General features: G+C 46.2%; 8 protein-coding genes and 1 other RNA gene. 4 read left to right on the top strand and 5 right to left on the bottom strand.

Annotated features, from left to right (window positions below; all coding sequences use genetic code 11):
• Positions 1 to 85: 85 nt before the first annotated feature.
• Entirely contained in the window at positions 86 to 1,204 is a 1,119-nt protein-coding gene (gene dnaX / locus AAC052_RS06375) for a DNA polymerase III subunit gamma/tau (protein WP_339811811.1), read from the bottom strand.
• Between the two features lie 489 nt (positions 1,205 to 1,693).
• On the opposite strand from dnaX, the gene AAC052_RS06370 reads away from it, so the two are divergent.
• A complete protein-coding gene (locus tag AAC052_RS06370; RefSeq protein WP_339811810.1) occupies positions 1,694 to 3,604 on the top strand; it encodes an AAA family ATPase in 1,911 nt (636 codons plus the stop codon).
• Between the two features lie 178 nt (positions 3,605 to 3,782).
• On the opposite strand, the gene ssrA is transcribed toward AAC052_RS06370, so the two are convergent.
• Positions 3,783 to 4,191: a transfer-messenger RNA gene (ssrA, locus tag AAC052_RS06365) on the bottom strand.
• 214 nt (positions 4,192 to 4,405) lie between these two features.
• Between ssrA and AAC052_RS06360 the strand changes: the two genes are divergently transcribed.
• On the top strand, positions 4,406 to 6,658 hold the full coding sequence (locus AAC052_RS06360; protein ID WP_339811809.1) for an alpha-amylase family protein: 2,253 nt from the start codon (positions 4,406 to 4,408) through the stop codon (positions 6,656 to 6,658).
• A gap of 141 nt (positions 6,659 to 6,799) precedes the next feature.
• The gene (locus AAC052_RS06355) at positions 6,800 to 9,598 is read left to right on the top strand and encodes a carboxypeptidase-like regulatory domain-containing protein (RefSeq protein WP_339811806.1); all 2,799 of its coding nucleotides are present in this window, start codon (positions 6,800 to 6,802) and stop codon (positions 9,596 to 9,598) included.
• Between the two features lie 63 nt (positions 9,599 to 9,661).
• Here AAC052_RS06355 and AAC052_RS06350 read toward each other — a convergent pair whose 3' ends face one another.
• Complete coding sequence (locus tag AAC052_RS06350) at positions 9,662 to 10,384, bottom strand: hypothetical protein (protein ID WP_339811803.1); 723 nt, start codon at positions 10,382 to 10,384, stop codon at positions 9,662 to 9,664.
• 124 nt (positions 10,385 to 10,508) lie between these two features.
• Positions 10,509 to 10,664: a hypothetical protein gene (locus AAC052_RS06345; protein WP_339811801.1), complete on the bottom strand. Its 156-nt coding sequence runs from the start codon at positions 10,662 to 10,664 to the stop codon at positions 10,509 to 10,511.
• A 98-nt stretch (positions 10,665 to 10,762) separates the two neighbouring features.
• Here AAC052_RS06345 and AAC052_RS06340 point away from each other — a divergent pair, with 98 nt between their 5' ends.
• Positions 10,763 to 12,295: an IS1634 family transposase gene (locus AAC052_RS06340; protein WP_339811799.1), complete on the top strand. Its 1,533-nt coding sequence runs from the start codon at positions 10,763 to 10,765 to the stop codon at positions 12,293 to 12,295.
• Between the two features lie 57 nt (positions 12,296 to 12,352).
• On the opposite strand, the gene AAC052_RS06335 is transcribed toward AAC052_RS06340, so the two are convergent.
• Positions 12,353 to 14,089, bottom strand: coding sequence for a M14 family metallopeptidase (locus AAC052_RS06335; RefSeq protein ID WP_339811798.1), 1,737 nt, complete (start codon positions 14,087 to 14,089; stop codon positions 12,353 to 12,355).
• Between the last annotated feature and the right edge of the window lie 8 nt (positions 14,090 to 14,097).

Here is a 14,097-nt window from a genome sequence, read left to right as displayed (position 1 = left end):
TCCGTGCCGCTCCTGTAGGTGGTTACAACCGGACGAGGCGCAGCTGTTCCTATTACACCATTGGTTTCGATGGGCTTTTCAGCTGTTAGCTCACTTTTTTTTTTGCCCCGTTTTCTGGGGCGGGCAAGCTGGCGAGAGAAAAAGCTGCATTCAAATGAGCGAGCTTCATAAGCGCCAACTCCACGTGAAGGCGTTGGTTTTTGCTGGCCTTATATTGTATGTCGCACTGGCTCAAAATGTTCAGCCCTGAGAGAAGGAAAGAAAGAGAGGTTTTCGAAGATTGGTCGCTATATTTTGTTTTGATGCTTTGGGCCACCTGCAAGAGAGAAATCGTTTCCTTGTCTTTGCAAACCATCAAATTGCGAAGGTGCTCGCTGAGCCCATTGATAAAGTTGTGCCCATCGAAGCCGCTTCTGATGATTTCATCAAAAATGAGCAGCACGCCTGACAGGTTTTCTTCCAGAAAGAAATCTACCACTTTAAAATAGTAGTCGTAGTCAAGAATGTGGAGGTTCTTGATAGTGTCCTGATAGGTGATTTTGTTACCAGATGAAAAGGTAACAATCAGGTCGAAAATAGAAAGCGCATCTCTCAGCGCCCCGTCGGCCTTCTGTGAGATCAGGTGCAGGGCCTCCTCTTCAGCTTCAATGCCTTCATTCGTCGCAATTTTCTGCAGCTGAGTGGTGATGTCCGAAATCTCGATCCGGTTGAAATCGTAAATCTGACAACGAGACAGGATGGTGGGGATCACTTTGTGCTTTTCCGTTGTCGCCAAAATGAAAATGGCATAGGACGGCGGCTCCTCCAGGGTCTTCAAAAACGCATTGAAGGCCTGGGTGGAGAGCATGTGCACCTCATCAATGATATATACTTTGTAGTTGCCCTGCTGGGGTGGGTACCGCACCTGATCGATCAGGTTCCTGATGTCATCCACCGAGTTATTGGACGCAGCATCCAACTCATAAATGTTCAGGTTGTTGCCGGTGGCTAATGGATTGGCGTTGTCGAAACCATTGATCATCCGGGCGACGATGCGGGCGCAGGTAGTTTTGCCAACACCCCTGGGACCACAAAACAGCAATGCCTGGGCCAGATGGTTCTGGTCAATGGCGTTTTTGAGGGTGGTGGTGATGTGCTCCTGACCTACTACCTCATCAAAACCAAGGGGGCGATATTTTCTTGCTGATACTACAAAGCTTTCCATGGGGCGCTCCTTATCGAGCAGGCAATTTATTCTGAATCGGAAATTAAATGAAATGAAAGGGAAGTTAATATGGAGAGAGGAGAGAAAAGTTATCCACAATTAGAGCCACTTAAATATTGGCTGAATTAACAAATTGCACTAACAGCGTCGCTCTTATTACGCCTGTGATGAAGCTTAGAATATAACCGTCCGCATGTTCTGCATCTTAATTGACCAATTGTTCTGACAGAAATGTGACTTTTACCGTTTAGAAAAACAAGGCTTTTTAAAGCCTTGAGCAATGCCTCTCAAAATTAAATCGCAAGATTTGCGAGACATACAGCTATTAGCAGAACGTAATTGAGCGAAAACCATTGGAGAAAATCACATAGCACTTAAATACACTTTTCTGATACATAGAAATGCTTTAGATTGATTTAAAATATTCAAAGGATATCGCAAGCGGTTCATGTTGTCAAATCAATTATAACAAGCGACTCAAATACACCTATGAAAGAAGAACTGAAGCCTTTCATTGATTTTTTTGCCAGTGCAAAAAGAGATCTAAATCTCGAGCGAGAGGTTGCTTTCGAAGTTGGGTGCTCCGAAGCAGCGCTTCAGGTTTTAGATGAGGCTATATTTGCGTCAGGCATTGTTGAGGAAAAATTTACGATCGGGCATCTAAAAATAAACCACGTCAACCAGTTTCATTCCAATATTAGCTCCATCCAAGGTGCGCTTCGATTCAGGGGACAACCTGATTCAAGTTTCGTTCGCCAACAAGATGACGACTGGAAAAATGATGCTAAGAAGTTAATTCAACAAGCTAGTGCGCAGATATCTTTTCAACTTCAACAATTAAATTTCAACCTAGCCTTCTTTGAAAAAATTGGGTATCTGAGTGGTCACATAGTAGCTATCGGTGCAAATGGCAGCGGTAAAACTACTTTGTCAAACTTATTTAAAACCTACCTCGGAGACAATGGGGTGGTTATTTCAGCACAAAGAATTCTTTTGGTACCCAATTTCGATTCCATATCGAATCCCACTTATACCGCAAATGAGCTAAGAGACTCACAAGCACGTGATAAAACCAACAAGCACCATGGTGAATTTGGCCACTTACAAAATGAGTTTGCAATTTTATTAAAAAATCTATTGGCTGATAATATATCAGCTGCCACTGCTTACAGGAAAAGAGCATTCGAATTGTCAGAGGAGGGTGGTGCTATCATGGAACCAACCCCGACCAATCTTGACAAGACATTTACTATTTGGAATACTTTAATTGAACACAGAATTATTGACTGTGCTGACGGAATGAACATAACCGCCAAGCCTCAAGAGGGCAAAGATTACCCTGCCGTTCAAATGAGCGATGGAGAAAAGGTTATGCTGTATCTCATTGCCCAAGTTTTGCAGGCACCAGCCAATGGGTTTATCGTCATAGATGAGCCGGAGATGTATCTCCATAAGACTATATTAAAAAAACTTTGGGATACGCTTGAAGCAGAGCGGCAGGATTGCCTTTTCATCTATTTAACGCACGATCTTGATTTTGCCACGAGCAGATCCACAGCAAAAAAAATATGGATAAAGTCGTTTAGTCATCCTGATAGATGGGAAATAGAAGATATTCCTGAAAATGAAATTCCAGAAACTCTTCTATTTGAACTGCTTGGTAGTAGAAAAAATATACTATTCTGTGAAGGCCAAAAGGGTAGCATTGATGAAAAAGTGTTGTCGATAATTTTACCTGAATTTACTGTAATGCCTGTTGGGTCTTGCTTTGAAGTGATCAATCATACAAAGGCTTTTAACAGCTTGCGAAACGTGAATACTCGAGCTTTTGGCATCATAGATTCGGATCATCATGATCAAACACGGTTAGTCAAGTTGGTTAGCGATAAGGTCTTTTCACTCAAAGTCGCTGAGGTTGAAAACTTGTTCCTAGACGAGAAGTTTTTGAAGTTGATGGCTGCTCAGCTATTAGTTGACAAAGATTTAGTTCAAAACATAAAGCATGATATTATAGCAGAGTTTAATAAGCTAAAAGAAACTCAAACTGCTCACTATATCAGCACCAAGATAAATTACTATTTTAAGGATTCACACGTCTCAAGAGGTAATAGACTTGAAGAGGTAGAGAGTAATTTCAAAAAATTTACTGAAAGAGTGGATGTCAACAAGTGGTATAAGGCACGCATTGAACTTTTAGACAAAATCGTAATGAACGGAGAATATGAGTCCGTTATTTCTATATTTAACAATAAAGGGCTGCACCCAGTGGTGTCTCGACACTTCAAGATTTCAGATTTCACAGAACGATGTATTAAACTTTTGCAAAGCTCCAAAGACTCTCGAGAATGCATTTTAGCCCATATGCCGACCGAGATAAGAGAGGCCGGGACAAGCCGATAAGGCCCGTAAACGCCGCCACTGTCAGGCGCACTGCCGCTTTCCATCCATCAGCTCCCCGGAGTGGAGCCGGAGAGGACTGAGCGTTAAGAAAGGCTCCGGTGGAGCCTTTTAGCGAGGGGCCAGCCTGCGGCGTGAGCCCCTCCGTCGGAACGAAGAGACCCGCCATAAGCGGGTCTCGGAGTGGAGCCGGAGGGAGTCGAACCCTCGTCCAGATAAGGGAAAAATGTACCGTCTACATGCATAGTTACCGATTGAATTTTCGACTGCTTGCCGGTAGGCAACATACCAACGCACAGCTTAGCCACTTAATTTCGCAGGTGCTTAGTAGCCTCGCACCCACTAGTTCAACCATGTCGACACCCAAAATCAGCACCGGAAGAACGAGGCACTGGTGGATGTGGCTGGGGAATCCGCCAGCTGGCGGACTCAACCCTTTAAGCCTTTACCTCAACGTTAAGTTAAGATTAAGCAGCCATGGCGTAATTAGATTCGCCAATTGTTGTTTGAGTGAATTGCTCACGGATGTACACTCATCACCCGGCACGCAAGCACAAAATCCGTCCTTACTGTCAAAACCAGTCGGCCCCGGAATTCATATTTTGCAAATAAGGGTACAAATATAGCGCATTAAAAGTTCGCTGTGCGCTGCCGACCCGAATTGTTTTGACGTTTTGACGCAGTAATACAAACGCTTGATGGCAGCTTCTCACAAACTATCAATTACCAGCCACCTGCCGTCCCATTTCGCTTGATCTTGAACAAATATTTGCTCACTATACTCAAGCAAACAGACACAACACCATGCTGCACAAAAACATCAACCGAAGAAATTTCCTCCAGCAGGGGGCTATTATAACCGGAGGCGTAGCCCTCACTCCTCTTGTTGGCTATGCCTCTCCAAAACCCATTACATCACAAAGTCAACTGGCCGATGAGCCCATGTGGTACCAAAGGCCTCTTCGGATGCTGCAAACCGTGCTGAGGGAGCCTGACGCTGTCAACTACAATGCACAAGCGGTGGTGGACTACATGCTCAAGACCGACTGCAATACGCTGGTGGTCAACGCCGGTGGCATCGTCGATTTCTTCCAGAACCCACTGCCCGCCGCCAATATCAACCAGTTCATGGGGAAGAACGACATCCTGAGAGACATTACCAACGCCTGCCATAAAGCAGGGATTAAAGTGATAGGTCGTGTCGACTTCCGTGGCGTGGAAGAAAAAATATTCAGACAATTTCCTGACTGGTTCAGCTACGACGATACTGGCAAGCCGATTCAGCTGGGCTACACACGGCCTCAGCTTTACGCCTCCTGCTACACCAGCTACCACCGGAATGAGCATGCTGAACAGTTCATCAAATACATCGTCGGGGAATATGATATTGACGGCATTTGGCACAATAGTATTGGTGTAGGTGGTATCTGCCACTGCTCCCGCTGCAAAGCATCATACAAAGCAAAGACAGGAGCCGATCTGCCGGTTTATGCTACTGCCTCAGACGAAGATTTGAAACAATATATGGTTTGGAAATCAGAGGTGGCCGACCAACACATGCGACGAATGAAAGAAACGGTAAAGGCTTTTGGAAAAGAAAAGGCCTATTCGGCTGAAGTTTTCAGCATGTTTGAGTCGGGCGGGAAGGTCGACTCCGGGATTGACCTCTACAACGCCAGGGAGCATTTTGATTACCTTGTGAGCGTGGCTTTTCTCACGGAAAATTCGGAGCACATTCATTACGAAGACCTGAACTATGCCAATACCATCGTCAGGTTCCTTAAATCAATGGCACCGGAAAAAGAGGCTGTGATTCTATACGGTGGCAACGGCACTGCCCACCGCTATGTGATGGATCCGCCACAGGACCTGAAAATCTGGCTTTGGGAGGGATTGTCAGCCGGGGGCAGGTTTTGGAACTGTAGTTTCACCGGCCAATACCCAGGCGCCACGCACGACAGAAGGAATGCTTATAACCACCAGGATACTTACAGCTTCATAAAAAAATATGAACACTTGCTCGCCCATCATGTGCCTGTGGCCAATGTGGGGATTTACTACTCCAGGCCCACAAGGCTATTTTACAGAAATAAGCCACCAGAAGGAAACAGCTTCGATGACGCCATCAAGGGAATAGAAAGGGTGCTGGCAGAAAATCACATCCCCTATCATTTTATTCCGGACGACCAGATAAGCACTGACCGACTGAAAAAGTACAAGGCCATTATCATGCCCGACGTCAAATGTCTTTCCGAAAATGAAGTAGCACTCCTTCAAAACTTTGTAGCCGGAGGCGGAAAGCTTCTGGCTACGTACGAAACCAGTCTTTACAGCGAGGATGGATTACCAAAAAAAGACTTTGGTCTGGCTGACATTTTTGGATGCCACTTTACCGGGGAAAAAGTGAACACAAGAAAAGACTGCTATCAATACATTAACGACCCCAGTCACCCAATTGTAAGTCCCGATAGCGCCAGGACTGAACTGCTTATCAATGCTGGGTTTACCCTTTTGTGCGAGGCGAATCCAAGTGCTAAGAAAATTTGCACATATACCCCTTTGGTGCACAACCAGCCCCCGGAAAAGGCCTGGACCAATGAGTGGGCAAAAGAACTCCCCACTGTTCTGGAGCATGACTATCAAAAAGGAAAGGTGATCTATTTTGCTAACCAACCAGACCAGGTTACCCACGCCATGGGGCACCCCGACATGAGCAACCTCCTTCTCAGGAGCCTCCAATACCTGGCTGGAGAAACCATCCCAATCTCCACCAATGCGCCGGAAAGCGTCCATTTAGGGCTCACGCAGTCAGCAAGGGCTGAAGGTGAGTACATTGTCACGCTGGTGAACACCACGTCCGGCCAGGGTCGACCTGTAAGACGGCTAGTGCCTGTAAATGCTGTTAAAATTTTGCTTGACGCAGATGGAAAGACATTGAAAAAATTTGAAGTCATGAGGTCTCAGGGAGCTTGCAAAGTGGAGTTGAAAGATGATAAGGTGGAAGTAACTCTTGAAAGGTTGGAGGATTATTTCAGCCTGTTTGTGAAGATGGGGTAATGATGTAATTCATTTCGGATTGTTGCCCTTGTTAACTAATTTTCATTCACTTATATTCATTCTTTTTATTTAGCGGGAGAACAGAACTTAATAACACCTACTTTGCACCGGATAAAAGATTTGATTCTGGCTTTATATTTAATGGTGAGTTTTCTTACTTCACCAGCTCAAAGTATCACGGGCGTGGTGATTGACAGTGCCACCGGAAGCCCCCTCCCCTTTGCGAATGTATTTGTCGACAACACTACTATTGGCACAGTGACCGACGCCGACGGCAAGTACGTCTTGAAAGGAGTCAGCCCGGGAAAAATGACTTTGGCTGCTTCCTTCGTTGGCTATATTACCAAGTCGGTATCGATTGACCTCAAAGAAGGAGAGCCACTACAGAAGGACTTCTCCCTGACTCCTCAGGAAAAACAGCTCGACGAGGTAGAGCTTACTTCGAGAAGGGATAGAAAGTGGGAAAAACAACTGGAAAGGTTTGAAGAAGTATTTATCGGCAGCAGATACGACCCACTGGTAAATAAAACCAAAATCCTTAACCCCTGGGCCATTGACTTCGAAGAAGGAAAAACCAGCAATGGGATGCGCTATTTTTCCGCCACCTTCAACCAGCCTTTGGAAATTGAAAACCTGGCCCTGGGTTACAAGCTGATTTATCATTTGAATGTGTTTAGCCAAACCCGGAATGGCACTTTGTATCAAGGCCCGGTACAGTTTGTTGAAATGGACACTCTCTTTGAAGACTTGTCAAAAAAATGGATGGAAAACAGGCAAAAAGCCTATCAGTCTTCATTGCGGCATCTCTTCAAGTCGATGATAAGAAACGACCTCAGCGCACAACATTTTGATATTTATCAATCAAAAAGTTTTGCGCTTACCTATATCCGAACCAATAGTTTCGACTACGAAAAAGGCAATTCCATTGAGCCTTTCTCTTTGGACAGGGCCATCAGGCCAGGACAGCAAATTGGCGAATTCAAGATCGTTTCTTCCAAACGTTTGGAGGTGCACTACACCGGCATGTCGTGGCCAAACACCTATTATCACGACGTTTACCATCCCATTAGCTGGATTACCCTTAAGGGGGGCTCCACGGAAGTGACGAGCAAAGGCGTGCCCCTGGACCCATCCGATATTGTCATTTCGGGCCATATGGCCAGGGCCAGGGTAGCTCATTTGCTCCCTCACAATTACACCCCGGGCGACACGGTGTCGGCATTCAGCTCGACTGAGGAAATCATGATCGCCCAACAGCAATACAAGCAGAATAGCCTTCGTGAGAAGCCCCATCTGATTACGGACAAGCCGTACTATTACCCTGGCGAAACCATTTGGTTCAGTGGCCAAATGCTGTACCAGAACGCTCTGATGGCCGACACCCTGAGCCGGGTACTTTATGTTGATGTGATCAACCCATTCCGCCAGATTGTAAAAACAGAGGCATTTCCGATTGAAAACGGTAAAGTCACCGGACAACTAGCTCTTCCGTCATATATACAAGCCGGCGATTACAACCTAAGGGCCTACACACGGTGGATGCAGAACTTCCCTTCGAGCGACATCACTTACCAGCCATTGCCAATAATTAACCTTTACGAGACGGTAGTAAATACAACGGTGCTCGGCGACAAGACGACCGATCCTGATTTACTGATCTCGATCAACACTGACAAAGACCGTTACCGACCCCGCGACAAAGTGCAAGTGTCTTTGACCGTAATGGATACAGACGGAGGGGCCATTACGTCCAATCTGACTGTGTCGATTACTGACACACTTCGGGTAGCCTCGGTTCCAACAAGCCCAACACTACAGCACGCCTATAACTGGGTGCTCAACGGAAAGCCTACCCCCTACTTTACCCAACCGCAACATCAAATCGAATATGGCATCAGCGTGAGTGGGCAGTTTCTCAACAAAAAAGGAGAACCCGAAGCCGCCAATATTACCATCGTGCAAGGCGAATACGAAGACTATGGGGTGGTAGCAGCCGACTCGACTGGCAAGTTTTGGGCAAGTGGTTTACAGTTCAACGATAGCTCAGCCATTGCGATGGCTGCGATCAATGAAAAAGGCAGACCACACGGATCGGTGGTGCTGGCAAAGCAAGCTGTACCAGAAGTAAAAGCACAGCTTACCAACCTCAACCTGACTGTTAAAGAACAGGAGTTGCCGCAGCCCATCTTTTCTCTCCCGACCGATGTCGACTATACATTGCTCAATGAAGTGGTGGTGGAAAGCTCCAAGATTGAACCTCTGTCGGAAAGGAACTATGGCTTTGGCCCTGGCGATAAAACTTTTACACAGGAAGACATTCAAAAATCTTCCGGGCAGGGAGTGATGTCTATTATTGAAAGAGGCATGCCTGGTTTTAATAGAAATGGCATGTATCGGAAAAACTATGGAACAGCCAGAGGAAACTATTATCCTACACCGTTGGTCATTATCGATGGTCAGCGATTTCAGGAACAGGCACCTCCGGAGCCAGGCAATACCGGAGTTGATTATTTAGACCGGCTCAATCCCGCTGATATTAAAAGCATCACGGTCTACACCTACAACGCCGGAGTCTTTGGTATGGCTGGGTTTGACGGAGTTATTATGGTAGAAACTAACCTTGGGGGGGAAAGAAAGCAGAATGAAAAGCCCACCATTTTCAATAAAGACGGCTTCAGCCTTTACACGATAAAAGGTTACACCCCGGCACAGGAATTCAGAGCACCCAATTATTCTCAGCGAAAGGAAAGCCATAGTGAGCCCGACACCCGCTCGACCATTTACTGGAACCCTGCACTCACCACCGATAGTGAAACAGGTAAAGCCGGGTTTTCCTTTTATGCCGCTGACTCACCTACAGTTTACCGGATTGTAGTGGAAGGCATGACAGAGGACAACACGCCGGTGAGGGAAGTGAGGTATATTGAAGTGAGGAAATAGCCAAAAATAGAAAGCCCTTCATGCCATATCGGCTGAAGGGCTTTCGATCTTGTTCAAGTCCTTTTATAGGTTCTCTACTTCTTCCTGCAAGTTGTTTCTCACAAGCAGTCCGGTTGCCAGGCTCGATAACAATAGCCTGTCTCTTTCACTTAACGACGTGTCGAACCACACCCTTCCTTTGTTGAGGGTTTCGACGGCCCCTACCACCTTGTCGCCCTGGAGGAATTCATAGCCAAACACCTGTGTTTGCGGGATTTTTGACCCTTGCAGTTTGGTTATTCCTTTTATGGTAAAGTACTCATCGCCTTTTTCACCCAAAACTACTCCCTGACACTTGGCGGTCAGTTGCTGGTTGTTTGGGTTGAGCAAAAGAAAGTCGAAGCGCTGAAGCCCTGGCTGGGAAAAATAGATGGCGCCTGCAAAGACATCCTTTTGCTTCAGAGGAATCTGAAAATACCCTTTGGCCAGGGAAAGGTGGTTATCCTTCAGGCGGCTGTCTCCCAGAAAGTTTACCCCAGCGCCAGCCTCTTTGTTCACTATGTTAAAAGCAAGGCTTTCCTTGCCGCCGGAAAAGTCAACAAGGAAGGGAACATGATAACTAAAGGTCATGCTGCGGTCAATCTTGCTTGTTTCGTAAGGGCCAAATTTAATGACCTGGTTGACCTGCCAGCCATTTTTACCCTGAACCTCATACGACTCTGCGCTAGTGGCGAAGTCTTGCTGAAGTGATACATGAGCAGTTTTGCATGAAACTGCTACTAAAAAAATAAACGCTAGTCTTTTCATATTGAATTTTAAAAATGAAAAAGACATAGCAACTCCAATGCCAGATTTATCTTTTCCGACCGGGTGAAACAAAAAAAGGCCGCACTAGGCGACCTTCTTTGTATCAAAATCTTATTACAGTCAACTATTTAGTCACCACCCCACCCTTTTCGCTGTCCACTTTCACCGTGTACTTGCCAGAGCCGCTCACTATCCAGCGAACGGTTACCGCTTCCATGCCCGGTATGTTTTCTACAGCGATTTTGGCAGGAGCTACCTTCTGCTCGGTGGTCTTATTCACCTGTTTTCCGCACCTCTAAATTGAAACTGCCTATACGTTGAGAATTGGGGGTTTTTGTGATGATTTTGGGTGTTGCACGCTTAACTTTAGTGATGTTTTTGCGGAAGTTGAAGAATCGTTCGGGTAGTATTTCGGTACAAATCATCTCTAAGACCCAAGGCAAATATCAGGTAGTCAAGACTATTGGTAGCGGCCATACCGAGCAACAGGTACAAAAGCTGTGGTACCTGGGCAGGCAGGAGATGGAACGGCTCTCAGCCCAGTCAAAGATTTTCATATCAGAACAAGATACCCTCTTTGAACAGGCAATGGAAAGCCTTGCCAATGCAAGTATCAGAACGGTAGGCCCCGAGTTGATCTTTGGCAGGCTTTACGATCATATCGGCTTTAATAGCATACATCAAGGCTTATTCCGTCATTTGGTCATTGCCCGCCTGGCTTTTCCACTCAGTAAACTCAAGACAGCAGAATATCTTTATCGCTACCAGGGGGTTGACCTGGGTGTAGATGCTATCTATCGGTTTCTGGATAAGCTCAATGACCAGCTAAAGGAAGAAGTTGAGCAAATAGCTTTTGCCCATACCCGCAAGATATTGAAGGGTAATTTGACGGTTGTCTTTTACGATATGACAACGCTTTATTTTGAAGCCAGTGATGAGGATGATCTGCGCAAAACGGGGTTTTCAAAGGATGGAAAGCATCAAAACCCACAGATCTATCTGGGCTTGCTGGTGGGTCTGGAAGGTTATGCAGTCGGGTATGACATTTTTGAAGGAGATACTTATGAAGGACATACCCTGATCCCTTTTCTGGAGAAGATCACCGCCCGGTTTGAACTGGGCAAACCAGTCGTGATAGCCGATGCGGGCTTATTGTCAAATGATAACCTCAAAGCGTTGCAGGCAGAAGGGTATCAATATATCCTTGGAGCAAGGATCAAAAATGAATCCGAGCAGATCAGACAACGCATACAGGAACAGGAATGGAAAGACGGTAAAGTCATTCGGATATCAAGAAAGAATGATGCCATACTTATTGTTGCCTATTCTCAGAAAAGAGCTCGTAAGGACGGGCACAACCGTCAAAGAGGTCTTGACCGGCTAGAAAAACAAATCAACCGGGGTAAACTCACCAAATCCCACATCAACAACCGGGGGTATAACAAGTATCTCAAATTAGAAGGAGAACTCACGGTAAAAATTGATTATGAAAAGTTTAGAGCTGATCAAGTCTGGGACGGTTTAAAAGGCTATATCACCAATACCAAGTTGTCCAATCTGCAGGTGATAGAAAATTACAACAACCTTTGGCATATCGAGAAAGCATTCCGGATGTCAAAAACCGATCTAAGGATACGCCCCATCTATCACCGGTTAAGACGCCGAATTGAAGCACACATCTGTATTTCATTTACTGCTTATTGCATCTATAAAGAACTAGAGCGGATCCTATACATGGACAAGTCGACGCTCTCGGTAAAAAAAGCAGCAGAACTCACCCACAATATCTACCAGATCACTTATACCCTACCTGATTCCAGGCATACCAAATCCAAGCTCCTGAAAATGGATGATCAGCAAGCCGAACTTTGTAGAATTGTACAGAAAAATTGCTGGGTGTTGCAAAGCTGAAAACAGGAAAAAGGCCGCACTGGGCGACCTTTTGTATCACAATCTTATTACCGTCAATTATTTAGTCACCACTCCACCCTTCTCGCTATCCACTTTCACGGTGTACTTGCCAGAGCCGCTCACTATCCAGCGAACGGTTACCGCTTCCATGCCCGGTATGTTTTCTACAGCGATTTTGGCAGGAGCTACCTTCTGCTCGGTGGTCTTGTTCATATCCACGTCGGTCACGACCATGCCAGCCACCACATTAGCCCCTTCGAGGGAAATGTAGTCTGGGCGAATGATTTTGTTCTTGGTATCGTGACTGGAGTGTGTAGGGATCAGCCTTTTGTTAGCAATGGTGGCTGTTACCTGCTTCAGTCCGCCGCCAAGGTCTTTTTCTTCTACTTTTTCTATCACCAACTTGGGCGTGTGGTAAGCATGGAAGATCAGGAACGCCATGTTTCTATGTGCGTCATTTTCCAACAGAAAGCCTGGATTGTCTCTCCCAAAGTTCTTTCTAAAGCCCCCTATCTCGATCTTGCCAAGCTCGGGATGGTCAAATTCCTTCCAATCCACGAAGGCATCAGTCATCAGCAAGTTCTTCTCAAACTTATACATGTCCTTCTGCACTTCGTCTCCTCTTCTCCCCCCTTTGTAGTCTTTGCCAAACATAAAGTAAGGATGGTACAGCTCATTGGTGAAAGTGAAAATACCACGGCAGCCATGGAACCAGTCGAGCTCACCGCCAAAAGCTGTGTACAAGTCCTTCCAAACTACCATATAAGTATAGCCAGGCATAATGCTTTCCCCCAGCTCACCAATGGCGTCGTACACCTTGTCATCAGTCGAGTTGTAAGTCCCTCTGTCTTCTTCAGCACCAGGGCCCCTAAGAATCATACCGCCTGAGTTGTGAAAACTTTGGGCGCCTCCAATATTGGGGTGCTTCATCACAAACTCCATCACGTTCCTATTTTCCGGTACAGAAAACGGGTACTTGTGCGCCCCTCTCTGGATGTACTCCGGCTGCCAGTTCCAGCCCCAGTCACGGTTGGGGTCATAGTAGCCGCCTACCCTGTCTTCATTCACTTCACCGTCGCCATCGTTGTCCTTGCCTTCGTAGCCCAGCATTTCGTATTCACCGGACTCCCCTGCCTCAACCTCAATCATTTGGCGTGGATCAGTGGGGTCAATGATGTAGCGTCCATTAGGGTTTTTGCGGCGCATCATGGTCACTTCGCCGTCGCCGTTCAGGTCGTCGTAGCCATCTTCGTCTACCAGGCCGTCTCTGTCATCATCGATCGGCATCATGCCAGACCGTGGGGTATTGGCTGTGTTAACGCCTTTCATATAGTCGTTCCTGGCGTCAGGGTTAATAGTAGGCACTATATAGAAAACCTTATCGGCCAGCAGGTCTTTGATGAAATCGTTGTAATACCAACTTTCAGCCAGGTACCAGGCTGTATACATGGCAAATTCGCCACCCTGAATTTCATTGGAGTGGATGTTTCCATCTACATACATCCCAGGCTTGCGATCCACGTTGCCTTTGGAAAAATCTGTGATGGTCAGGGCAATCATGTCACGCCCCTCATAGGTTTTGCCGATGGTTTCCACCTTCACAAGGTTAGGATGTGCCTCCGACAACTTTTTGGCGATAGCCCACAGCCCTTCTGAGGTGTAGTACCTGTTCCAGCTTACCTGCACCTTAGGGTTGGGCGGGCTTCCTGCTGCCTTGAAAATCTGATCGGGCGTTTGGGCCGAAACATTCAACCCTGCCAAAAGAATGATGAAAGTGTATATAATTCTCTTCATGACTGTTC

It is taken from the genome of uncultured Imperialibacter sp., from assembly GCF_963974565.1.
In the GTDB taxonomy this organism is placed as follows: Bacteria; Bacteroidota; Bacteroidia; order Cytophagales; family Cyclobacteriaceae; genus Imperialibacter; species Imperialibacter roseus.
This window is presented reverse-complemented; position numbering and strand designations above follow the sequence as displayed.